We start from the raw sequence: 22,562 nt of genomic DNA on the forward strand, positions 1-22,562 counted from the left end.
AACCCCGTTTCCCTGCGGTGAACCGGCAGGACAAAAGCGGCAAGAAGAGAGGGGTTCGGGTGTCCGAAGCTGAACTGGTGCTGCGCTCGACGCGCGTCATCACTCCCGAGGGGACGCGCGCCGCGTCGATCGCGGTGACCGGGGGGACCATCACGGCCGTCCTGCCGTACGACGCCCCCGTCCCGCCGGGCGCCCGCCTGGAGGACGTCGGCGACCACGTCGTACTGCCCGGCCTGGTCGACACCCACGTGCACGTCAACGACCCCGGGCGCACCGAGTGGGAGGGCTTCTGGACCGCCACCCGCGCCGCCGCGGCCGGCGGCATCACCACCCTCGTGGACATGCCGCTCAACTCCATCCCGCCGACCACCACCGTCGACCACCTGCGGGTGAAGCGGAAGGTGGCCGCCGACAAGGCGCACATCGACGTCGGCTTCTGGGGCGGCGCGCTGCCCGGCAACGTGGGCGACCTGCGCCCGCTGCACGAGGCCGGCGTCTTCGGTTTCAAGGCGTTCCTGTCGCCGTCCGGCGTGGAGGAGTTCCCGCACCTCGACCAGGACCAGCTCGCCCGGTCCCTCGCCGAGATCGCCTCCTTCGACGGCCTGCTCATCGTGCACGCCGAGGACCCCCACCACCTGGCCGCCGCCCCGCAGCAGGGCGGCCCCGCCTACCGCGACTTCCTCGCCAGCCGCCCGCGCGACGCCGAGGACACGGCCATCGCGAGCCTCATCGCGCAGGCCAAGCGGTTCAACGCGCGCGTGCACGTGCTCCACCTCTCCTCCAGCGACGCCCTGCCGCTGATCGCCGAGGCCCGCGCGGAGGGCGTCCGCCTCACCGTGGAGACCTGCCCGCACTACCTGACCCTGACCGCCGAGGAAGTCCCGGACGGCGCCAGCGAGTTCAAGTGCTGCCCGCCCATCCGCGAGGCCGCCAACCAGGACCTGCTCTGGGCGGCCCTCGCCGACGGCACGATCGACTGCGTGGTCACCGACCACTCGCCCTCCACCGCCGACCTCAAGACCGACGACTTCGCCACCGCCTGGGGCGGCATCTCCGGGCTCCAGCTCAGCCTCTCCGCCGTCTGGACGGCCGCCCGCGCGCGCGGGCACTCGCTGGAGGACGTCGTCCAGTGGATGTCCGCCCGGACCGCCGCCCTGGTCGGGCTCGGGCAGAAGGGCGCCATCGCGGCGGGCCGGGACGCCGACTTCGCCGTCCTCGCCCCCGACGAGACGTTCACCGTCGACCCGGCCGCCCTCCACCACCGCAACCGTGTCACCGCGTACGCCGGCCGGACCCTGACCGGCGTCGTGAAGTCCACCTGGCTGCGCGGACAGCGCATCGTGGCGGACGGCGAGTTCAGCGAAGCGAAGGGGCAGCTTCTCAGCCGGGTGGCCTGAACGGGGGACGGCGTGATCCCGACGGAGGCTCAGTCCGGCGGAGGTCCGGTCCGACGCTCAGCCCGGCGGAGGCTCAGTCCGACGGAGACGCGTCCTGGGAAGGCCCGGCCCGACAAGGTGCCGCCCGTGCACGCCCACCCCGGCGGACGGGCCCCTCCGCCCCCTCCGCCGCCCCACGGGCCCCACGGCCCCACCGACCACACCGACCCCGCCCGACGACCGAAAGGCAGACCTGATCATCGTGACGGCGACCTCGACCTTCACCGGCGACGCGAACCCCTACTCGGGAGGCGACCCGTACGCGGACTACCGCTCCGCCGATCTCCCCTTCACCCACCTCGCCAACCTCGCCGACCGGCGGCTCGGCGCCGGTGTCGTCGCCGCCAACGACGAGTTCTTCGCCCAGCGGGAGAACCTGCTGGTGCCCGAGCGCGCCGAGTTCGACCCCGAGCACTTCGGGCACAAGGGCAAGATCATGGACGGCTGGGAGACCCGCCGCCGCCGCGGTGTCTCGGCCGACCACCCGTGGCCCGCCGAGGACGACCACGACTGGGCGCTGGTCCGGCTCGGCGCCCCCGGCGTGATCCGCGGCATCGTCGTGGACACCGCCCACTTCCGCGGCAATTACCCGCAGGCGGTGTCGGTCGAGGCCACCTCGGTGCCGGGCTCCCCGTCGCCCGAGGACCTCCTCGCCGAGGACGTGAAGTGGACGACGCTCGTCCCCCGTACCGCCGTCGGCGGCCACGCGGCCAACGGCTTCACGGTCGACGCCGAGCAGCGCTTCACCCACCTCCGCGTCAACCAGCACCCCGACGGCGGCATCGCCCGGCTGCGCGTCCACGGCGAGGTCGTCCCGGACCCCGCGTGGCTCGCCGCCCTCGGCACCTTCGACGTGGTCGCGCTGGAGAACGGCGGCCAGGTCGAGGACGCCTCCAACCTCTTCTACTCGCCCGCCACCAACACCATCCAGCCGGGCCGCTCCCGCAAGATGGACGACGGCTGGGAGACCCGGCGCCGCCGCGACCGGGGCCACGACTGGATCCGCTACCGCCTGGCCGACCGCTCCGCGATCCGGGCGATCGAGATCGACACGGCCTACCTCAAGGGCAACTCGGCCGGCTGGGCGTCGGTCTCCGTCCGGGACGGCGAGGACGGCGACTGGCGCGAGGTGCTGCCCCGCACCCGTCTCCAGCCCGACACCAACCACCGCTTCGTCCTGCCGGAGCAGGCCGTCGGCACGCACGCGCGCGTGGACATCTTCCCCGACGGCGGCATCTCCCGGCTGCGTCTCTTCGGCTCCCTGACCGAGGACGGGGCGGCCCACCTGTCCGCCCGCCACCAGGAGCTGGGCGGCTGAGCCGACCGGGTGCGCCGGTCCGCGCGGACCGGCGCACCCGAGGCCACCGCCACCGCCACCGCCACCGTCAGCGCGCCACCGTCACCGCCGTCAGCGCCGCCATCGTCACCGCCGTAGCGGAACCTTTTCTTCCGCTCGGCTCGTTCACCTCTTGTGACACTTCAGCAAGAGATCGTCGGCAACGCCATGCAGATGGCGGTCGTCAACCTGCGCCCCGGCCAGACCGTGTACTGCGAGGCCGGGAAGTTCCTGTTCAAGACGTCGAACGTCACCATGGAGACCCGGCTGTCCGGCCCCTCCGGCGGCGGACAGCAGCCCCAGGGCGGCGCGGGGGGCGCGGGGAGCGCGGGCATGGGCGGCCTGTTGCGGCAGGCCATGGGCACCGCCATGCAGGTCGGCCAGCGCGCCCTGGCCGGCGAGTCCCTGGCGTTCCAGTACTTCACCTCCCAGGGCGGCGAGGGCACCGTCGGCTTCGCGGGCGTGCTGCCCGGCGAGATGCGTGCCCTGGAGCTGGATGGCACGCGCGCGTGGTTCGCGGAGAAGGACGCCTTCGTGGCCGCCGAGTCCACCGTCGACTTCAGCATCGCCTTCCAGGGCGGCCGCACCGGGATGAGCGGCGGCGAGGGCTTCGTGCTGGAGAAGTTCACCGGGCACGGCACGGTGATCATCGCGGGGGCCGGCAACTTCATCGACCTGGACCCCGCCGACTTCGGCGGCCGCATCGAGGTCGACACCGGCTGCGTCGTCGCCTTCGAGGAGGGCATCCGGTACGGCGTCCAGCGCGTCGGCGGCCTCAACCGCCAGGGCCTGATGAACGCCGTCTTCGGCGGCGAGGGCCTGTCCCTGGCCACCCTGGAGGGCAGCGGGCGGGTCATCCTCCAGTCGCTGACCATCGAGAGCCTCGCCAACGCCCTCAAGAAGGCCCAGGGCGGCGACAAGCAGGGCCCGACCGGCGGCCTGTTCTCCACCCGCACCGGCTGATACGGCCCGTACGCCGGCTGCTACGGCCCACCGCGCGCCGGAGCTGCCTCGCCCCGCGGCCGGTTGGAGTGGGGGGTCCGCGGGGCGAGGGGTCTGACGCGGCGCCGGCTCAGCAGGTGTGGTCGATCAGGTCGAACGACACATAGTGGTCCGCGGTGTAGTAGTCCTCCCGGTACTCCTCGCCGGTGACGATGCGGCGGGCGCCACGGGTGGGGGAGCCGGGCGTGATCACGGTGTACTCGTGGTAGTAGCCGCTGGTCCGGCGGGGCAGGACGCCCTCGCGGTTCTGGAAGACGGAACCGTCCTGAGCGTACGGGAAGGGGCCGCCCCGTGCGATGAGGTCCAGGGTGTCGTGGGCCTGGGAGGGGAGGTCGCCGTAGCAGACGCTCCCGACGGCCGCGGCGGACGCCTCGTCCGCGCCCGCCGTGCCGGTGCCGCCGGCCAGGACGGTGCCCAGGACGGCGACGGCGGCGCCGAGGCGGGTGATTCGTGGGGGGAATCTCATGTTCCATATCATGACGCGCGTAGACGGTGGCATGTCAATGACAACCACATGAACTTCACCGTCCCCGTGCGGCACGTCTCCCCGGGCCGCCCCGCCGCCACCGGCCCGTCACCTCCCCCTCGGCCCCTGTCCGCCCTCCCGTCAGCCGGAGGCCCGGCTCTCCGCGGCGACGAACAGCGCGAGTCCCAGGACGACCAGCGCGACGCTCGCGTACACCTCACGGCCGTCGAGGAACGCGAGCTGCTGTACGAACCCCACGCGCCAGTCGGTGAACTCGTGCAGCAGACCGGCCGCGCCCTGCACGACGGCGACGAACCCCAGGAACTCCAGCAGCTTCTTCATGGCACCGACCCTCACCCCCCGGCGACCGCCCCCGCATCGGTCACCGGGCCGGACCGCACCGACGCAAGTCGCTCTTCCCGCCCGGCCGGTGAGACGGAAGTCGGCGGCGCCGCGACATGAGTCGACGGCGCGGCCGGCGCGGGGGCGGGGGCGGCCGGCGCTGCGTAGATTGGCCGACCGTGACGACAGACAGCGTTCCCACGACGGCACCCCCGGCGTTCCGGGTCCGCCGCTGGCTGCTCCCGTCCGCGCTCGCCGAGGAACTCGACCCGGACCCGGCCTGCCCCGGCGGACGGCCCCGGCGGACCGCGCGGGACTGGCTGGTCGACTTCGCCTGCTTCCTGTGCGCGGTCGCCCTCGGCCTGCTCGCCGCGGACGGACTGGCCGACGAACCGGGCCTGTCGAACGCCATGGCCGCCGCCGACCAGTGGATCGGCGCCGCCGCCGTCGCCGCGGTCTGGCTGCGCCGCCGCCGGCCCGTGGAACTGGCCGTGGCGATGGTCCCCGCCTCCTTCCTCTCCGCCACCGCCGGCGGCGCCGCCCTGGTCTCCCTGTTCACCCTCGCCGTCCACCGGCCGTTCCGGTACGTGGCCTGGATGGGCGGCGCCACCATCGCGCTCCAGCCGCTGTACTTCTGGCTGCGCCCCGACCCCGACCTGCCCTACCTGGGCGTCGTCCTCTTCGGGACGCTGCTCATCGGGGCGGCGGCGAGCTGGGGCATGCTCGCCCGGTCCAAACGGCAACTGCTGGTCAGCCTCCGCGACCGGGCCCGGCACGCGGAGACCGAGGCCCGGCTCCGCGCCGAGCAGGCCCAGCGGCTCGCCCGGGAGGCCATCGCCCGGGAGATGCACGACGTCCTCGCCCACCGGCTGTCGCTGCTCAGCGTGCACGCCGGCGCCCTGGAGTTCCGGCCGGACGCGCCCCGCGCGGAGGTGGCACGCGCGGCCGGCGTCATCAGGGAGAGCGCCCACGAGGCCCTCCAGGACCTCCGGGAGATCATCGGCGTGCTCCGCGCGGGCGACTCCGACGACGCCGGCCGCCCCCAGCCGACACTCGCGGCACTGGACACCCTGGTCGCCGAGTCCCGCCGGGCCGGCATGCGGGTCACCCTCGACGGCCGGGTCACCGACCCGGCCGCCGTCCCCGCCTCCGCCGGGCGCACCGCCTACCGGATCGCCCAGGAGACACTGACCAACGCCCGCAAGCACGCCCCCGGCGCGCAGGTCGCCGTGTCGGTCACCGGCGCGCCCGGCGACGGCCTCACCGTGACCGTGCGCAACACCCCGCCGGACGGCGAGGCACCGCCGGTCCCCGGCTCCGGGCAGGGCCTGATCGGCCTCGCCGAACGCACCGCCCTGGCGGGCGGCACCCTGACCCACGGCCCCACCGCGGACGGCGGCTTCGAGGTACGGGCCTGGCTGCCATGGGGGTGAGCGGCACGGTGACGAGCCGTCAACTCCCGTCCGCACCACCGCGCGTGATTACGTGACCCCATGACCGCGATCAGAGTGCTCCTCGTCGACGACGATCCGCTGGTACGGGCCGGGCTGTCGCTCATGATGGGCGGCGCCGACGACATCGAGATCGTCGGCGAGGCCGCCGACGGCGGCGAGGTCGCCGCGCTCGTCGACCGCACCCGCCCGGACGTCGTCCTGATGGACATCCGGATGCCCGGAGTGGACGGGCTGACGGCCACCGAGCGGTTGCGCGGCCGCCCGGACGCCCCGCAGGTGGTGGTGCTGACCACCTTCCACGCCGACGAGCAGGTCCTGCGGGCGCTGCGGGCGGGCGCCGCCGGGTTCCTGCTGAAGGACACGCCGCCCGCCGAGATCGTGGACGCCGTGCGCCGGGTCGCGGCCGGCGACCCCGTGCTGTCGCCCGCCGTGACCCGCCGGCTGATGGAGCACGCGGCCGGTTCCACCGCCGACGCCCGGCGCGCACGCGCGCGTGCCCGCATGGCCGGGCTCGGCGAGCGCGAGCGCGAGGTCGCCGTCGCGGTGGGCCGAGGACTGGCCAACGCCGAGATCGCCGCGGAGCTGTACCTGAGCGTCGCCACCGTCAAGGCCCACGTCTCCCGCGTCCTGGCCGCCCTCGGCCTCGACAACCGCGTACAGATCGCCCTGCTGGCCCACGAGGCCGGACTCCTGGACGCATTCCAGGAGGAGGGGCACTGACCTCGGCGGGGTGACGGGCGAGGGGCGAGGGGCGCGGGGTGAGGGACGAGGAGGGCGGCCCGGCGGGTCAGAGGCGGGGGCCGGCGGGGGCGAACTCCACCGCCCCCGGCACCTCCGCGAGCCGTACCGGCCGGTGTGCGTGCCGGGAGAGTTCGCAGGCTTCGGCGATCCGCAGGGCCTGGAGGGCCTCGCGGCCGTCGCACGGGTTGGCGCGCTCGCCGCGCACCACCTCGACGAAGGCGCCCAGTTCCGCCTCGTACGCGGGCCCGAAGCGCTCCACGAAACCGGTCCACGGGGCGTCCGCGGCCGGCGGCCCGGTCGGCTCGGTGGACGCGATCGGCGTCCGGTCGCCCAGGCCGACGACGATCTGGTCCCGTTCCCCGGCCAGCTCCATCCGGACGTCGTACCCCGCGCCGTTCAGCCGGGTCGCGGTCAGGGTCGCCAGGGTGCCGTCGTCTAGGGTGAGCAGCGCCGCCCCCGTATCGACGTCACCGGCCGCGCGGGAGGCCGGCGGACCGGCGTCGGACCCGGTGGCGTACACCTCGACGGCCTCCCGTCCGGTCACCCAGCGCAGCAGGTCGAAGTCGTGGATCAGCGTGTCCCGGAACAGGCCCCCGGACGCCGCCAGGTACGCGGCCGGCGGCGGCTCCCGGTCGCCGGTCACCGCCCGTACGGTGTGCAGCCTGCCGAGCCGCCCGGACCGTACCGCCTCCCGGGCCCCGGCGTAGCCCGGGTCGAAGCGCCGCTGGAACCCCATCTGCAGAACCGTCCCCGCGGCCTCCACCTCGGCGATCGCCTGGAGCGTGCCCGGCAGGTCCAGCGCGATCGGCTTCTCGCAGAACACCGGCAGCCCCGACCGCGCCGCCCGCCCGATCAGCTCGGCGTGGGCCGGGGCCGCCGTCGTGATCACCACGGCGTCCACGCCCCACCGGAAGATCTCGTCCACGCCCGGCGCCGCCGTCTCCCCGAGCCGCTGGGCCAGCTCCTGCGCCCGCGCCCCGTCCGCGTCCGTGAGGATCAGCGAGCCGACGTCGCGGTGACGGCTGAGCGTGTGAGCGTGGACGGTGCCGATCCGGCCCGTACCGATGACTCCGATGCGCATGCCATCAAGGTGAGCGCCCCGCACCCCGCTGTCAATCCGCATGTCCGGACAACCGGACTACACAACTTCCCGTCAACAACGCGCGGAGCTACGCTCGCCCCGTGCCGAAACCAGATGTGGACCCGACCGTGACGCTCGACCTCAGCGTGGACCGGAGCAGCCCGGTGCCGCTGTACTTCCAACTGTCCCAGCAGTTGGAGGCGGCGATCGAGCACGGCGCCCTCACCCCCGGCAGCCTGCTGGGCAACGAGATCGAGCTGGCCGGCCGGCTCGGCCTGTCCCGGCCCACCGTCCGCCAGGCCATCCAGTCGCTGGTCGACAAGGGCCTGCTGGTCCGCCGCCGCGGCGTCGGCACCCAGGTCGTGCACAGCCAGGTCAAGCGCCCCCTGGAGCTGAGCAGCCTCTACGACGACCTGGAGGCCGCGGGCCAGCGCCCGGCCACGAAGGTCCTGGTCAACACCGTTGTCCCGGCCGGCGCCGAGATCGCCGCCGCGCTCTCCGTCCCCGAGGGCAGTGAGGTCCACCACGTCGAACGGCTGCGGCTGACCCACGGCGAGCCGATGGCCTGCCTCTGCAACTACCTGCCGCTCGGCCTGCTCGACCTGGACACCGGGCACCTGGAGAGCACCGGCCTGTACCGCCTGATGCGCGGCGCCGGCATCACCCTGCACAGCGCCCGCCAGGCCATCGGCGCCCGCGCCGCCACCGCCGCCGAGGCCGAGCGGCTCGGCGAGGAGACCGGCGCCCCGCTGCTCACCATGGCGCGCACCACGTACGACGACACCGGCCGCGCGGTCGAGTACGGCACCCACACCTACCGGCCGGCCCGCTACTCGTTCGAGTTCCAGCTCCTCGTGCGGTCCTGAACCGAGCCCTCAGGACGTCGCATTGTCCGGACATGACCTCCGGCACCCGCCCCCCGTGCGGCGCGGCCGGTGGCCGTGCCCGACAATGGGGCGTTTGGGTCGGTGAGACCACCGGTCCCCCCGCGGTGCGGAACCACCGCGGAACCAGTACAGAACCAGCACAGAACACAGCAAGAAGGGCACCGCCTCGTGGCACGGTTTCGGACCTGGACAGGCATCGCGCTGGCAGGGGCATTGTCACTCTCCCTCGCCGGTTGCAGCAGCACCGGCGGCAAGCGCGCCGAGGACGCCCGCAAGGCCGCGGCGGCCCAGGGCAGGGCGGCGGTGGACACGCCCCGCTGGACCTTCGCGATGATCACCCATTCGGGTGACGGCGACACCTTCTGGGACATCGTCCAGAGCGGTGCCGAGCAGGCCGCCGTCAAGGACAACATCAACTTCCTGTACTCGCACGACGACGAGGCCCAGCAGCAGGCGCAGCTCGTGGACGCGGCCGTGGACAAGAAGGTCGACGGGATCATCGTCACGCTGGCCAAGCCGGACGCCATGAAGGCCGCCGTCGCCCGCGCGGTCAAGGCGGGCATCCCGGTGATCACCGTGAACTCCGGCTCGGCCGAGTCCAAAAAGTTCGGTGCGCTCACCCACATCGGCCAGGACGAGACCATCGCCGGCGAGGCCGTCGGCGAGGAGCTGAACGAGCGGGGCCGCGAGAAGGCCCTGTGCGTCCTGCACGAGCAGGGCAACGTCGGCCACGAGCAGCGCTGCGACGGCGTGGCGAAGACCTTCGACGGCAAGGTGCAGCGGCTGTATGTGAACGGCACCAGCATGCCGGACGTGCAGTCCGCCATCGAGGCCAAGCTCCAGACCGACAAGTCGGTGGACGCCGTGGTCACGCTCGGCGCGCCGTACGCGGACACCGCCGTCAAGGCCAAGCGGAGCGCGGGCAGCAAGGCCGAGATCGACACCTTCGACCTCAACGCCAAGGTCGCCGCCGGCCTGACCGACGGCACCCTCGGCTTCGCCGTCGACCAGCAGCCGTACCTCCAGGGCTACGAGGCGGTCGACCTGCTCTGGCTGAACAAGTACAACGCCGATGTCCTCGGCGGCGGCCGGCCGGTGCTCACCGGACCGCAGATCATCACCAAGGACGACGCCGGCGCGCTGGCGGACTACACGAAGCGGGGCACCCGATGAGCGCCACCGACGCCCCCACCGCCGACGAAAGGATTCTGCGGACCTCTCCGCTGCGGAAGCTCCTCGGCCGCCCGGAACTGGGCTCGGTCGTCGGCGCCATCGCCGTCTTCGTCTTCTTCGCCCTGGCCGCCGACAGCTTCCTGCGCGCCGCCAGCCTCAGCACGGTCCTGTACGCCTCCTCGACCATCGGCATCATGGCCGTACCCGTGGCGCTGCTGATGATCGGCGGGGAGTTCGACCTGTCCGCCGGGGTGATGGTCACCTCCTCGGCGCTGATCTCGTCGATGTTCAGCTACCAGATGACCGCCAACGTCTGGGTCGGCGTCGGCGTCTCCCTGCTGGTCACCCTCGCCGTCGGCGCCTTCAACGGCTTCATGCTGACCCGCACGAAGCTGCCCAGCTTCATCATCACGCTCGGCACCTTCCTGATGCTGACCGGCATGAACCTCGGCTTCACCAAGCTGATCGACGGCACCGTCTCCACCAAGACCATCGCCGACATGGAGGGCTTCCCCTCCGCCCGGGACGTGTTCGCCTCGACGATCACCGTCGGCGGCGTCGGCTTCAAGATCACCATCGTGTGGTGGCTCGCCCTGGTCGCCGTCGCGAGCTGGATCCTGCTGCGCACCCGCGCGGGCAACTGGATCTTCGCGGTCGGCGGCAACCAGGACGCCGCCCGCGCGGTGGGCGTCCCGGTCGCCAAGACCAAGATCGGCCTCTACATGGGCGTCGCCTTCGGCGCCTGGATCGCCGGCCAGCACCTGCTGTTCTCGTACGACGTGGTCCAGTCCGGCGAGGGCGTCGGCAACGAGCTGATCTACATCATCGCCGCCGTCATCGGCGGCTGCCTGATCACCGGCGGCTACGGCAGCGCCGTCGGCTCGGCGGTCGGCGCGTTCATCTTCGGCATGACCAGCAAGGGCATCGTCTTCGCCGAGTGGAACCCCGACTGGTTCAAGTTCTTCCTCGGAGCGATGCTGCTCCTCGCGACCCTGCTCAACGCCTGGGTCCGCAAGCGCGCGGAGGCCACCAAGTGACCCGGAACCCGAACCGTACGGCCCTCGTCGAGCTGTCCGGCGTCAGCAAGCACTACGGCAACGTCCGCGCCCTCGAAGGCGTCTCCCTGACCGTGCGCGCGGGCGAGATCACCTGCGTCCTGGGCGACAACGGCGCCGGCAAGTCCACCCTCATCAAGATCGTCTCCGGGCTGCACCAGCACGACGGCGGCACCCTCGCCCTCGACGGCGAGGAGACCCGCCTCGCCTCGCCCCGCGACGCCCTGGACCGCGGCATCGCCACCGTCTACCAGGACCTCGCGGTCGTCCCGCTGATGCCGGTCTGGCGCAACTTCTTCCTCGGCTCCGAGCCGCGCAAGGGCATCGCCCCCTTCAAGCGCATGGACGTCGACCTGATGCGCCGCACCACCCGCGCGGAACTGCTGCGCATGGGCATCGACCTCCGCGACGTCGACCAACCCATCGACACCCTCTCCGGCGGCGAACGCCAGTGCGTGGCGATCGCCCGCGCGGTGTACTTCGGCGCCAAGGTGCTCGTCCTGGACGAGCCGACGGCGGCCCTGGGCGTCAAGCAGTCCGGTGTGGTCCTGAAATATGTGGCCGCGGCCCGCGACCAGGGCCTCGGCGTCGTACTGATCACCCACAACCCGCACCACGCCTACCTGGTCGGCGACCGCTTCGTCCTCCTGAAGCGCGGCACGATGGTCGGCAACCACGAACGCGACGACATCACCCTGGACGAACTGACCAGACAGATGGCAGGCGGCAACGAACTGGACGACCTCCGCCACGAACTGCAACGCCCCTGAATCACCCACGCCGCGAACCGCAACGCCCCCAAAAGGGGCGCGGGGCTGTGTCGATCTGCGGCTCCGCCGCGTGGGCGCGACCAGCCACGACAAACCCGCACCCGACACCGTGCAACGCCTCTGACCACTCCACGCCGCGATCCGCAACGCCCCAAAAGGGGCGCGGGGAACTGCGCGACCAGCCACAACGCACCCGCACCCGACGACGAACCCCCCACACCGTTCGGCACCCGGCGGAGCCGTGCGGCACAATCGACGCCGATGAGCACCTACCGCGACCTCACCGCCCCCATCGGATCCCGCCGCGCCCCGGTCCTGCGCACCGTCGGCACGAGGGAACGCCGCTCGCACCTGACGGCCCCCCGCGTGCCGACCGTCGGCATCGACATCGGCGGCACCAAGGTGATGGCGGGGGTCGTGGACGCCGACGGCAACATCCTGGAGAAGCTCCGCACCGAGACCCCGGACAAGTCCAAGAGCCCCAAGGTCGTCGAGGACACCATCGTCGAACTGGTCCTGGACCTCTCCGACCGGCACGACGTGCACGCCGTCGGCATCGGCGCGGCCGGCTGGGTCGACGCCGACCGCAACCGCGTCCTGTTCGCCCCCCACCTGTCCTGGCGCAACGAACCCCTGCGCGACCGCATCGCCGCCCGCCTCGCGGTCCCCGTCCTGGTGGACAACGACGCCAACACCGCCGCCTGGGCCGAGTGGCGCTTCGGCGCCGGCCGCGGCGAGGACCACCTCGTCATGATCACCCTGGGCACCGGCATCGGCGGCGCGATCCTGGAGGACGGCCAGGTCAAGCGCGGCAAGTACGGCGTCGCGGGGGAGTTCGGCCACATGCAGGTGGTGCCCGGCGGCCACCGCTGCCCGTGCGGCAACCGCGGCTGCTGGGAGCAGTACAGCTCCGGCAACGCCCTGGTCAGAGAGGCCCGCGAGCTGGCCGCGGCCGATTCGCCGGTGGCGTACGGGATCATCGAGCACGTCAAGGGCAGCATCGGCGACATCACCGGGCCGATGATCACCGAGCTGGCCCGGGAGGGCGACGCCATGTGCGTCGAACTGCTCCAGGACATCGGCCAGTGGCTCGGCGTCGGCATCGCCAACCTCGCCGCCGCCCTCGACCCGTCCTGCTTCGTGATCGGCGGCGGCGTCAGCGCCGCCGACGACCTGCTGATCGGACCCGCCCGGGACGCGTTCAAACGCCAGCTCACCGGCCGCGGCTACCGGCCCGAGGCCCGCATAGTCCGGGCCCAGCTCGGCCCCGAGGCCGGCATGGTCGGCGCCGCCGACCTGGCCCGGCTGGTCGCCCGCCGCTTCCGCCGCGCCAACCGGCGCCGCGTCGAGCGGCACGAGCGCTACGAGCGCTACACCAAGGCCCGCCGCACCGACCGGGAGGCGCTGTGACGGAGACCCTGCCGCACCAGGTCGGCCCGCCCGAGGAGGCGCGGCGCCCGCCGGAGGACCGGCGGCACATGATCCGCCGCCGGGCCCTCACCCTGCTGACCATCGTGCTGCTCATCGGCGTCCCCGCCGGATACCTGATGATCTCCGCCGACCAGAGCCGCAGCAGCGGCCGGGAGAAGGAGGAGAAGTACTCGGCGACCGGCCTGAGCGCGGCCTGGCCCTCCAAGGTGCAGCGCCGCATCTACCAGGTGCCCATACCGCACCCCGCCGGCAAGGTCGCGTACTACGAGACCAACAACTGGAAGACCAGCAGGCTGTACGTCCAGTTCGAGACCACCGCCGCGGGCCTGGACGTCTTCCTGGCGGGCGTCGGCGTCGACCGCGGCGACCTGAAGCGGGACGGCATCACCATGAGCGAGCGCGACCAGAACGTCTCGGGCTGGCGGTTCACCGGGCCGGGCGTCTGGTGGGGCCTGAAGCACCCGCAGAAGAACCCCGCTCCGACCCAGGACATCGTCGTCAACCTGGCCAACCCGAGTCTGCCGATGGTGTACGTCGTCTCGCGGACGGTCCCCTGACCGGGTCCCGGCAGGGGCCGGAGCCGATTGTCAGACCCCGCCCGTAGAGTCGAAGACAAGTGATCCGGCTCATGGGCGGGAGGTGGCAGGACGTATGCGTGACACGGCCGTGGTGGCCGAGCGGACGACGGCGGCGGGAGACCCCGCCGGGCCCGTCCCGGTCCGGCTCGCCGCCGTCTTCCTGCCCGCCCCGCTCCCGCGCGAGGGACGCGTCGCCTTCTGGGACCCGGAGGGCGGCGAGCTGCCCGCCGGTTCCGTCCCGCTGACGGTGGTACGGCGGCACGGCGCCGGGGTCCGCCGCCGCAGCGTCCCCGCCCTGGTCCTCCCCCTCGACGACGCGCTGCCCGTGCTCACCGCCGCCCGGCACGACCCGGCTGCCCACCCCGCCACCGCCTGCTGGGGCGCCGCCGCCCTGCACGCCCTGCGGCTCGTCGCGCGGGGCAGGCTGCTGCCCGGCCTCACCGCCACCGGCCACGACGCCTGGCGGGCCGGACCCCTCGACCCCGACGACATCGCCCACCTGCGGGCCGTCGCCGCCGCCCTGCCGCCCGAGGGCCACGCCGTCCCGCTGGACGGTCCGGGCGTCGTCCGGCTCCCCGAACCCCGCGCGCTGATCCGCGCCTTCCTGGACGCGGTCGCCGACACCCTGCCCCGCACCGCCGCCGCGCCGCACGCCCTGGGCCGGCCCTTCGCCGCCCGCCCCGCCCAGCACCTGCCCGCCGCCCGGGACTGGGCCGCCGAGGTCGCCGCCGGCATGGACGCGGGCGTACGGATCTCCCTCCGCCTGGACCTGTCGGCGTACGCCCTGTTCGACGCGGACGGCGAGGGCGACGCCGGGCGCGGGCGCGGCGCGGGTGCCGCCGTCGTCCAGGTGCACAGCCTCGCCGACCCCACCCTGGTCGCCGACGCCGCGGACCTCTGGTCGGGCGCGGCCGACCCCGCCTTCGGTCCCCGCGCGCGCGTCGACACCGCCCTCGCGGTGCGCCGCGCCGCCCGGGTCTGGCCCCCGCTGGACCGGCTCACCGAGCAGGACGTGCCCGATGTGCTGGCCCTGTCCGAGGACGAGGTCACCGACCTGCTCGGCGTCGCCGCCACCCGGCTCGCCGCCGCCGGCGTCGCCGTGCACTGGCCCCGCGACCTCGCCCAGGACCTCACCGCCACCGCCGTGGTCCGACCCGCGCCCGGTTCCGCGACCGACGGCACCGGCTTCTTCGAGAGCGAGGACCTGCTCCGGTTCGGCTGGCAGCTCGCGCTCGGCGGCGACCCGCTCACCGAGGCCGAGATGGACCTCCTGGCCGAGGCCCACCGCCCCGTCGTCCGCCTCCGCGACCGGTGGGTGCTGGTCGACCCGGCCCTCGTCCGCCGCGCCCGCAAGCGCGACCTGGGCCTCCTCGACCCCGTCGACGCGCTGTCCGTCGCCCTCACCGGCACCGCCGAGGTCGACGGCGAGAGCGTCGAGGCGGTCCCCGTCGGCGCGCTGGCCGCCCTCCGCGACCGGCTCACCGCCGGACCGCGCCCCGCCGAGCCGCCGCCCGGCCTCGCCGCCACCCTCCGCGACTACCAGCTCCGGGGCCTGGCCTGGCTGGACCAGATGACCTCCCTCGGGCTCGGCGGCTGCCTCGCCGACGACATGGGCCTCGGCAAGACGGTCACCCTCATCGCCCTCCACCTGAAGCGGGCCCGCCGCGAACCCACCCTGGTGGTCTGCCCGGCCTCCCTGCTGGGCAACTGGCAGCGGGAGATCACCCGGTTCGCGCCCGGCGTCCCCGTCCGCCGCTTCCACGGCCCCGACCGCACCCTGGACGGCCTCGACGGCGGCTTCGTCCTCACCACCTACGGCACCATGCGCTCGGCGGCCGCCACCCTCGCCGCACAGCCCTGGGGCATGGTCGTCGCCGACGAGGCCCAGCATGTGAAGAACCCCTATTCGGCCACCGCGAAGGCGCTGCGCACCATCCCCGCCCCCGCCCGCGTGGCCCTCACCGGCACCCCCGTGGAGAACAACCTCTCCGAGCTGTGGGCCCTCCTCGACTGGACCACCCCCGGACTGCTCGGCCCCCTGAAGTCCTTCCGCGCCCGGCACGCCCGCGCGGTGGAGTCCGGCGAGGACGACGAGGCGGCGGCCCGCCTCGCCCGGCTGGTCCGCCCCTTCCTGCTGCGCCGCCGCAAGTCCGACCCCGGCATCGTCCCCGAACTGCCGCCGAAGACCGAGACCGACCACCCCGTCCCCCTCACCCGCGAGCAGGCCGCGCTGTACGAGGCGGTGGTCCGCGAGTCGATGCTGGCCATCGAGACGGCCGAGGGCATGGCCCGCCGGGGCCTCGTCCTCAAGCTCCTCACCGCCCTCAAGCAGATCTGCGACCACCCCGCGCTGTACCTCAAGGAGGACCACCGCCGCCCGCGCGGCGCCACCGACCGCTCCGGCAAGCTCGCCCTGCTCGACGAACTTCTGGACACGGTCCTCGCGGAGGACGGCTCGGTACTCGTCTTCACCCAGTACGTCGGCATGGCCCGCATCCTCACCGCCCACCTCACCGACCGCGCCGTTCCCGTCGAACTGCTGCACGGCGGTACGCCGGTGGCCGAGCGCGAGCGCATGGTGGACCGCTTCCAGGACGGCGCCACCCCGGTCCTGGTGCTGTCCCTCAAGGCGGCGGGCACCGGCCTCAACCTCACCCGCGCCGGACACGTCGTCCACTTCGACCGCTGGTGGAACCCGGCCGTCGAGGAACAGGCCACCGACCGCGCCTACCGCATCGGCCAGACCCAGCCCGTCCAGGTCCACCGCCTGGTCACCGAGGGCACGGTCGAGGACCGCATCGCCGACATGCTCCGCGCCAAGCGGGCCCTGGCCGACGCGATCCTCGGCTCCGGCGAGGCGGCCCTCACCGAACTCACCGACCGCGAGCTGTCCGACCTCGTCTCCCTCCGGAGGCCGACATGAGCCCCCGCCCCTCGGAAGAGGCCCGCCGCGCGCTGCGGGCGGCACGGGAACGACGGGAGGCCGCGTCCGCGGAGGCCGGAGAGTCCGCAGGCGCCCCTGCGCCGCCCATGCCCGAGCTGTCCGCCGACGCGCCTCCGCGCTCGACGTCCGAACACCTGCCGGACGACGTTACGCAGGGGTCCGGGTCCGACCGCTGTGCCGAGCCCCGTCCCGGCGACGCCGCCCGCGCGGCACTGCGGCGCGCGATGTCCGCCAGGCGGACCGGCACGCCTCAGGACGCCGACGCCGACGCGCCGACCGGCACGCCTCAGGACGCCGACGCCGACGCGCCGACCGGCACGCCTCAGGACGCCGACGCCGACGCGCCGACCGGCACGCCTCGGGACGCCGACGCGCCGACCGAGGGCACGGGCGTGCCCGCCGAGCCCGCCCAGCCCGCCGACTCCTCGGCCGCGGACGCCGGCGTTCCGGCCGAGGACGCCGACACCGGGGCCCCCACCCAGCACCCTGGCACCTCAGTAGACCCCGACGCTCCCACTCAAGAGGATCCACCCTCCCGTCCCCGCAGCGCACCCGCCCCCGACGCCGCCTCCCGCCCCGGCGACCGCGCCCGTGAGGCGTTGCGGGCCGCGCGCCGGGCCCGGCCGGACGCGCCCGCGCAACGCACCGGCCATGGACACCGCCCGGCCCGCCCGGCGCCGGCCGCCGCCCGCCCCGAGGGCCCCGCCGCTCGCGCCGCCGCCGTACGCGACCTCCTCGCGGGCGCGTTCCGCCTCCCCGCCGACGACGCCCCGGCCGACGAGGCCCTGACCGACGAGACCCGCACCGAGCAGCCGACCCGCCCCCGCCCCGCCCCGGCGAAGCCCCACCCCGCTCCCGAGCCCGCCCCCGCTTCACCCTCCCGCCCCACCACCCCCCGTTCCATGGCCGCCCCCGACCGCGACGGCGAGCTGCGGCGGACCTTCCCCGCGTTCCCGGCCGGACCGTCGGCGGGGGAGGCGTTCGCCGACACCTGGTGGGGGAACGCCTGGGTCGAGGCACTGGAGGAAGGCGCGCTGGACGTCAAGCGGCTGGCGCGGGGGCGCGGGTACGCCGAGCGGGGCCACGTCGACGCCATCACCGTCACGCCCGGACTCGTCCTCGCCTACGTCCAGGGCAGCCGCGCCCGGCCGTACCGCGTGCAGGTGCGGCTGCGCACGCTGGACGACAGCGACTGGGAGCGTTTCCTGGACGCCGCCGCCGAGCGCCCCGGCCATATCGCCGCCCTGCTGGACAAGGAGCTGCCGCACTCCCTCGCCGACTGCGGCGTCCCGCTGCTCCCCGGCCCCGGCGACCTCGCCCCGCAGTGCAGTTGCCCCGACTCCGGCCACCCCTGCAAGCACGCCGCGGCGCTGTGCTACCAGACGGCCCGGCTGCTGGACGCCGACCCGTTCGTGCTGCTCCTGCTGCGCGGCCGGGGCGAGCGCGAACTGCTCGACGCGCTGTCCCGGCTCAGCGCCGCCCGCGCGGCCCGCGCCGCCCAGGACCGCGACCCCGGGGCCCTGCCCGGCGTACGGGCCGCCGAGGCCCTGGCCCCGCGCACGCTGCCGCCCCTTCCGCCGCCGCTGCCCGCGCCCCCGCACCCCGAGCAGCCCCCGGCGTATCCGGCGGCCCCGGGCGGTCCCGACCCGTTCGCCCTGGACCAGCTCGCCACGGACGCCGCCGCCCGCGCCCACGCCCTGCTCACCACGGGCCGCGATCCGGTCGGCGGGCTGACGCTGTGGCAGGACGCGGTCCGGCTGGCCGCGGCCCGCCCCGGTTCCGGCCTCACCGCCGGCACCCGCGCGCTGTACTCCTCCCTCGCCGGGGCGGCCGGCCGCTCCCCGGCCGAGCTGGCCCGCGCGGTGGCCGCCTGGCGCCAGGGCGGACCGGAGGGACTCAGCGTGCTGGAGGAGCCGTGGGACCCGCCGGCCGGCCGGTTCGACCGCGCCCGCCCGCTGCTGCTCGCCGCCGACCTCCCCGCCTTCCGCCCCTGGCGCAACCGCCTCACCCACCCCCGCGGCCACGTCCAGCTCCGGCTCGGCCGGGACGGCCTGTGGTACGCCTACGAGTCCGAGCCCGGCCGCGACGACTGGTGGCCCAGAGGCACCCCCGATCTCGACCCGGTGGGCGCCCTCACCGGCCTCGGCGCACCCACGGAGGAGTGAACGCCCGGGACGGCGCCCGCTGCCCCCCCCGGGACGGCACCCACTGCCCCCGGGACGGCGCCCGCTGCCTCCAGGCGCCCCTGACCAGCCGCCGGGCCCTCCGCGCCACGGTGTCCGGTTCTCGCCGATCCGCCGTAAACGCCTGGACCGGGCGTCCCCGGTGACGGGAAACTTCCGTTTTCCCCACCTTCGGGAGTGTGATGGGAACTACCGATGCACGAGGACCGACGCCGGGCCGGAGCGCGGTCGTCCTGGCACTGCGCCACTACGGCCGGGAACTGCGGCGGTTGCGCCTGCTGGCCCTGCCCGCGCTGCTGCTCCCGGCCGTGGGCAACATCGGCATCCGCTACATCGCCCCGCTGCTGATCGCCAAACTGGCCGGACAGGCCGCGGGCGACGGCGGCCTCACCCTCGCCGCGGCCCTGCCGTACGTGCTGGGCTTCGGCGCGACACTGCTGGCCGCCGAGGGGGTGTGGCGGGTCGGGCAGCATTGCCTGAACCGGGTCGACGCCCTCGGTATGGAACACCTGTACGTGAGCGGCATGGACGAACTCCTCGCCAAGGACGCGGCGTTCTTCCACGACAACTTCGCCGGCTCCCTGACCAAGCGGGTGCTGAGCTTCGGCAAGCGCTTCGAGGACTTCGTCGACACGGTGACGTACCGGATCGTGGGCAGCCTCGTCCCCCTGGTGTTCGGCGCGGTGGTGCTGTGGGGCTACGCACCGATGCTGGTCGTCGGCCTGTTGGTGATGATGGCGCTGACCGTGGTGATCGCGACCCCGGTGATCCGGCGCCGGCAGCGGCTGGTCAACGACCGTGAGGCGGCGATCGCGAGGGTCTCCGGCCATGTCGCCGACAGCCTCATGAACATGGAGACCATCCGGGCGTTCGCGGCCGAGCGCCGGGAGGCCGACGAACACCGCAGCCGGGTCGCGGACTCCCGGCGCCTGACCCTGCGGTCGTGGGACTACGGCAATCTGCGCGTCGACACCCTGATCGCCCCGATGTCCGTCCTGACCAACGTGCTGGGCCTGCTGGTCGCCATCGCGTTCGGCGGCCCGGGCCGGGGCGTGGAGGAGGTCGTCGTCGCGTTCACCTACTACTCCAACGCCACCCAGATCATGTTCGAGTTCAACCAGATCTACCGGCGGCTGGAGAGCTCGATGACCGAGGCCGCGCAGTTCACCGAACTGCTGCTGGACCCGCCCACCGTGCTCGACCCGGCGGACCCCGAACCGCTGGCGCCCGCGGACACCGGCATCCGCTTCGAGGGCGTGACCTTCGCCCACGCGGGCGCCGAGCCGATCTTCCGGGGACTCGACCTGGAGGTGCCCGCGGGGGCCCGGATCGGCCTGGTCGGCAGGTCCGGCGGCGGCAAGACCACCCTCACCCGGCTGCTGCTGCGGATGTCGGACCTCGACGGCGGACGCATCCTGATCGGCGGCCAGGACATCAGCCGGCTGCGCCAGACCGATCTGCGCTCACTGATCGCCTACGTCCCCCAGGAACCCGCCATGTTCCACCGCAGCCTGCGGGACAACATCGCCTTCGCCCGGCCCGGCGCCACCGACGACGAGGTGTACGCGGCGGCCGCGGCCGCGCACGTCACCGAGTTCGCCGAGCAACTCCGCGACGGTTTCCACACGTTGGTGGGGGAGCGCGGCGTCAAACTCTCCGGCGGCCAGCGCCAGCGCGTCGCCCTGGCCCGCGCGATCCTGCGCGACGCGCCGATCCTGCTGCTCGACGAGGCGACCAGCGCGCTGGACTCGGAGAGCGAACTCCTCGTCCAGGACGCCCTGTGGCGGCTGATGGAGGGGCGTACGGCCCTGGTGGTCGCCCACCGGCTGAGCACGGTCGCCGGCATGGACCGGCTCGTCGTCCTCGACCACGGCCGTGTCGTCGAACAGGGCAGCCACGCCGAACTGCTCACCGCGGGCGGTGCGTACGCCAAGCTCTGGCAGCACCAGTCGGGCGGCTTCCTCGGCGAGAACCCCGAACCGCCCCTCACGACCGGACCCCTCGAAGACCCGGACAGGACGTCACCGCCCGCCCGCACGACCACCGTCCAGGTCACCGAGTAGGCACCGAAAAGATCCCCGGCCTACTCCCCGTCGACGAGAGGGCTGAACTCGTCGACGTAGATCTTCGGCACCCGCGGCGCGGGACCCATCTCCGCCGAACCGATCACCGCCTCGTCCCGCCGGGTCGCACCCGGCGGGACACCCTGGAGCCAGAACCGGTCGTACGCGGTCCAGCCCGCACCGTCGGCGACGGTGATCTGGACCGAGTACGTCGCCTTCCGCTGGTAGGTGTTGGTCACCGCGATCTCGGTACGCACCCCGTCGCCCTCCGGCGTGGCCCGCACGACCAGATCGCCGTACTCCAGGACCCGGGTACCGCCCTCGGAGTGCACCGAGGGGACCGGCGAGGGACGCGCGGAAGTACCGCTCGGTTCCGCGCTCGCGGCCGAAGTCGCGGTCGGAGTACCCATGGAACCGGGGTTCGCCGACCGCCGAGGCGACGCGCTGCCGTCGGCGGCCCCGGCCGTACACCCGGCGACCAGCACCCCCGCCACCACCAGGACGACCACCCGCACCGCCCCCGACCCACGCACCCTCGAACCGGCCGTCACCGGCCCACCGACCGCCACCGGCCCACCGACCGTCACCGGACCGGTCCTCACCGCGCGGAAGCCGTCATCTGCTGCCGCGCCGCGGCGACTTCCTTGCCGTGCCGCTCCTTGATGCCGGTGAGCCGGTCCTTGTCGTCCGCGATCTGCCGGTCCTGGATCGCCGACTCCACGCCGAACCAGATCTTCACCAGGTTCGTCTTCTCCTTGCAGTCGACGTCGTCGACCGCGAGCGCGATGGACTCCGGCGTCGGCCGCTGGTCCTGGGTGACACCCTGGTCCATCGCCTTGTAGGGATCGGCGAGCCCGGCGTGTCCCTGGCCGGCCATGCACGAGGACCACGCGGCGATGGCGTCGACGACCTTCTCGTCCTTCATCGACCGCGTCAGGCTCTCCCCGGCCAGCTCCGCCACGAGCACCGGGTCGGCCTCCGGCGCGCCGAGCCGCGCCTTGGACCAGCCGACGCAACCGCCCGCCTTCACCTTCTTGCCGTTGACCTCCGCCCGCGCGGGCTCGGTCCGCTGACCGGGCGCGGCCACCGCCTGGCCCGCCTTCGGCGCCTTGACCGGAGCGGGCTTGGTGTGGCCGGTCAGCACCTCGACCTCCACGTCGGACAGCTCACGCATGGACTGCTTGGTGTGTACCAGCAGCTCGGGCGGCAGCTCGTAGCCGTACTTCTCGGCGCCGGCCCGGTCGGTGAGGCCGTACCGGCGTTCGATGTTGGCGTCGTTGTCGCTGGGCGGCGGGTTGGCGCCCGCGCGCGGCAGCGCCAGGTCGATGCCGTACTCCTTCATGCAGGCCCGCTGGAGGTCGTTGGCGGCCTGTTCGACGGTGACCTGGTCCTCGTAGGAGGCCATGTACGTCTCCAGCGGCAGGCTGAGGTTCTTGGTCAGGCCGTGGGTGGGGACCTTCTCGGGCCAGTTGCCCCTGTCCACGACCGGCCGGCCGTCGGCCGCGTTGGCCGTGGTGTCGGGGGCGGGCGCGGAGGAGCAGGCGCTGAGCAGGAGGGCGGAGGCGGCGAGGGCCACCGCGGCGGCGGACCGCTTGAGGTGCGTCACGGGGAGGTGTCCTT

At 73.9% G+C, this 22,562-nt stretch carries 19 protein-coding genes; 14 read left to right on the forward strand and 5 right to left on the reverse strand.

Annotated features, from left to right (window positions below; genetic code table 11):
- Window positions 1–59 precede the first annotated feature (59 nt).
- The 3 genes from allB (at window position 60) to IE316_RS28410 (ending at window position 3,735) form a co-directional block, all read left to right on the forward strand.
- Window positions 60–1,397: an allantoinase AllB gene (gene allB / locus IE316_RS28400; protein ID WP_190207374.1), complete on the forward strand. Its 1,338-nt coding sequence runs from the start codon at window positions 60–62 to the stop codon at window positions 1,395–1,397.
- A gap of 241 nt (window positions 1,398–1,638) precedes the next feature.
- The gene (gene alc / locus IE316_RS28405; protein WP_190207375.1) at window positions 1,639–2,754 is read left to right on the forward strand and encodes an allantoicase; all 1,116 of its coding nucleotides are present in this window, start codon (window positions 1,639–1,641) and stop codon (window positions 2,752–2,754) included.
- Between the two features lie 153 nt (window positions 2,755–2,907).
- Window positions 2,908–3,735 (forward strand): AIM24 family protein, encoded by an 828-nt coding sequence (locus tag IE316_RS28410; RefSeq protein ID WP_190207376.1) that lies wholly within the window; start codon window positions 2,908–2,910, stop codon window positions 3,733–3,735.
- A gap of 109 nt (window positions 3,736–3,844) precedes the next feature.
- Here IE316_RS28410 and IE316_RS28415 read toward each other — a convergent pair whose 3' ends face one another.
- Window positions 3,845–4,240 carry a guanyl-specific ribonuclease gene (locus IE316_RS28415; protein WP_190207377.1) on the reverse strand — a complete coding sequence of 132 codons (396 nt, stop codon included), beginning with the start codon at window positions 4,238–4,240 and terminating at the stop codon, window positions 3,845–3,847.
- A 141-nt stretch (window positions 4,241–4,381) separates the two neighbouring features.
- The gene (locus IE316_RS28420) at window positions 4,382–4,582 is read right to left on the reverse strand and encodes a hypothetical protein (RefSeq protein WP_190207378.1); all 201 of its coding nucleotides are present in this window, start codon (window positions 4,580–4,582) and stop codon (window positions 4,382–4,384) included.
- Window positions 4,583–4,698: 116 nt separating this feature from the next.
- Between IE316_RS28420 and IE316_RS28425 the strand changes: the two genes are divergently transcribed.
- Window positions 4,699–6,015, forward strand: coding sequence for a sensor histidine kinase (locus IE316_RS28425; protein ID WP_190207379.1), 1,317 nt, complete (start codon window positions 4,699–4,701; stop codon window positions 6,013–6,015).
- A 60-nt stretch (window positions 6,016–6,075) separates the two neighbouring features.
- Entirely contained in the window at window positions 6,076–6,756 is a 681-nt protein-coding gene (locus IE316_RS28430) for a response regulator transcription factor (RefSeq protein WP_190207380.1), read from the forward strand.
- 67 nt (window positions 6,757–6,823) lie between these two features.
- Here IE316_RS28430 and IE316_RS28435 read toward each other — a convergent pair whose 3' ends face one another.
- The gene (locus tag IE316_RS28435) at window positions 6,824–7,858 is read right to left on the reverse strand and encodes a Gfo/Idh/MocA family protein (RefSeq protein ID WP_190207381.1); all 1,035 of its coding nucleotides are present in this window, start codon (window positions 7,856–7,858) and stop codon (window positions 6,824–6,826) included.
- Window positions 7,859–7,986: 128 nt separating this feature from the next.
- Between IE316_RS28435 and IE316_RS28440 the strand changes: the two genes are divergently transcribed.
- The 9 genes from IE316_RS28440 to IE316_RS28480 all read left to right on the forward strand — a co-directional run bounded on the left by IE316_RS28440 (window position 7,987) and on the right by IE316_RS28480 (window position 20,942).
- A complete protein-coding gene (locus tag IE316_RS28440; RefSeq protein ID WP_190207425.1) occupies window positions 7,987–8,724 on the forward strand; it encodes a GntR family transcriptional regulator in 738 nt (245 codons plus the stop codon).
- 189 nt (window positions 8,725–8,913) lie between these two features.
- Complete coding sequence (locus IE316_RS28445; protein WP_190207382.1) at window positions 8,914–9,918, forward strand: sugar ABC transporter substrate-binding protein; 1,005 nt, start codon at window positions 8,914–8,916, stop codon at window positions 9,916–9,918.
- Window positions 9,915–10,955: an ABC transporter permease gene (locus tag IE316_RS28450; RefSeq protein WP_190207383.1), complete on the forward strand. Its 1,041-nt coding sequence runs from the start codon at window positions 9,915–9,917 to the stop codon at window positions 10,953–10,955. The genes IE316_RS28445 and IE316_RS28450 overlap by 4 nt, the downstream gene beginning before the upstream one ends.
- Window positions 10,952–11,743 carry an ATP-binding cassette domain-containing protein gene (locus IE316_RS28455; RefSeq protein WP_190207384.1) on the forward strand — a complete coding sequence of 264 codons (792 nt, stop codon included), beginning with the start codon at window positions 10,952–10,954 and terminating at the stop codon, window positions 11,741–11,743. The genes IE316_RS28450 and IE316_RS28455 overlap by 4 nt, the downstream gene beginning before the upstream one ends.
- Window positions 11,744–12,004: 261 nt before the next feature.
- Window positions 12,005–13,153 carry an ROK family glucokinase gene (locus IE316_RS28460; protein WP_190207385.1) on the forward strand — a complete coding sequence of 383 codons (1,149 nt, stop codon included), beginning with the start codon at window positions 12,005–12,007 and terminating at the stop codon, window positions 13,151–13,153.
- Window positions 13,150–13,731, forward strand: a complete 582-nt coding sequence (locus tag IE316_RS28465) for a sugar kinase (protein ID WP_190207386.1) — start codon at window positions 13,150–13,152, stop codon at window positions 13,729–13,731. The genes IE316_RS28460 and IE316_RS28465 overlap by 4 nt, the downstream gene beginning before the upstream one ends.
- Window positions 13,732–13,825: 94 nt before the next feature.
- A complete protein-coding gene (locus IE316_RS28470; RefSeq protein ID WP_190207387.1) occupies window positions 13,826–16,675 on the forward strand; it encodes an SCO1167/SCO6262 family helicase in 2,850 nt (949 codons plus the stop codon).
- Window positions 16,672–18,861: an SWIM zinc finger family protein gene (locus tag IE316_RS28475; RefSeq protein WP_190207388.1), complete on the forward strand. Its 2,190-nt coding sequence runs from the start codon at window positions 16,672–16,674 to the stop codon at window positions 18,859–18,861. Before IE316_RS28470 ends, IE316_RS28475 begins: the two co-directional genes overlap by 4 nt.
- Before the next feature lie 200 nt (window positions 18,862–19,061).
- Window positions 19,062–20,942 carry an ABC transporter ATP-binding protein gene (locus IE316_RS28480; protein ID WP_229910587.1) on the forward strand — a complete coding sequence of 627 codons (1,881 nt, stop codon included), beginning with the start codon at window positions 19,062–19,064 and terminating at the stop codon, window positions 20,940–20,942.
- Between the two features lie 20 nt (window positions 20,943–20,962).
- On the opposite strand, the gene IE316_RS28485 is transcribed toward IE316_RS28480, so the two are convergent.
- Both IE316_RS28485 and IE316_RS28490 read right to left on the reverse strand, forming a co-directional pair.
- Window positions 20,963–21,274: a hypothetical protein gene (locus tag IE316_RS28485; protein ID WP_190207389.1), complete on the reverse strand. Its 312-nt coding sequence runs from the start codon at window positions 21,272–21,274 to the stop codon at window positions 20,963–20,965.
- A gap of 266 nt (window positions 21,275–21,540) precedes the next feature.
- Entirely contained in the window at window positions 21,541–22,548 is a 1,008-nt protein-coding gene (locus IE316_RS28490) for a hypothetical protein (protein WP_190207390.1), read from the reverse strand.
- Between the last annotated feature and the right edge of the window lie 14 nt (window positions 22,549–22,562).

It is taken from the genome of Streptomyces fumanus (genome assembly GCF_014655295.1).
Lineage (GTDB): Bacteria > Actinomycetota > Actinomycetes > Streptomycetales > Streptomycetaceae > Streptomyces > Streptomyces fumanus.

Excerpts from the sequence above, each read along its gene's own strand:
- IE316_RS28415 (WP_190207377.1), bottom strand. The coding sequence starts at position 4,240 with ATGAGATTCCCCCCACGAATCACCCGCCTCGGCGCCGCCGTCGCCGTC.
- IE316_RS28420 (WP_190207378.1), bottom strand. The coding sequence starts at position 4,582 with ATGAAGAAGCTGCTGGAGTTCCTGGGGTTCGTCGCCGTCGTGCAGGGC.
- IE316_RS28425 (WP_190207379.1), top strand. The coding sequence starts at position 4,699 with ATGAGTCGACGGCGCGGCCGGCGCGGGGGCGGGGGCGGCCGGCGCTGC.
- IE316_RS28430 (WP_190207380.1), top strand. The coding sequence starts at position 6,076 with ATGACCGCGATCAGAGTGCTCCTCGTCGACGACGATCCGCTGGTACGG.
- IE316_RS28435 (WP_190207381.1), bottom strand. The coding sequence starts at position 7,858 with ATGCGCATCGGAGTCATCGGTACGGGCCGGATCGGCACCGTCCACGCT.
- IE316_RS28450 (WP_190207383.1), top strand. The coding sequence starts at position 9,915 with ATGAGCGCCACCGACGCCCCCACCGCCGACGAAAGGATTCTGCGGACC.
- IE316_RS28460 (WP_190207385.1), top strand. The coding sequence starts at position 12,005 with ATGAGCACCTACCGCGACCTCACCGCCCCCATCGGATCCCGCCGCGCC.
- IE316_RS28470 (WP_190207387.1), top strand. The coding sequence starts at position 13,826 with ATGCGTGACACGGCCGTGGTGGCCGAGCGGACGACGGCGGCGGGAGAC.
- IE316_RS28475 (WP_190207388.1), top strand. The coding sequence starts at position 16,672 with ATGAGCCCCCGCCCCTCGGAAGAGGCCCGCCGCGCGCTGCGGGCGGCA.
- IE316_RS28480 (WP_229910587.1), top strand. The coding sequence starts at position 19,062 with ATGGGAACTACCGATGCACGAGGACCGACGCCGGGCCGGAGCGCGGTC.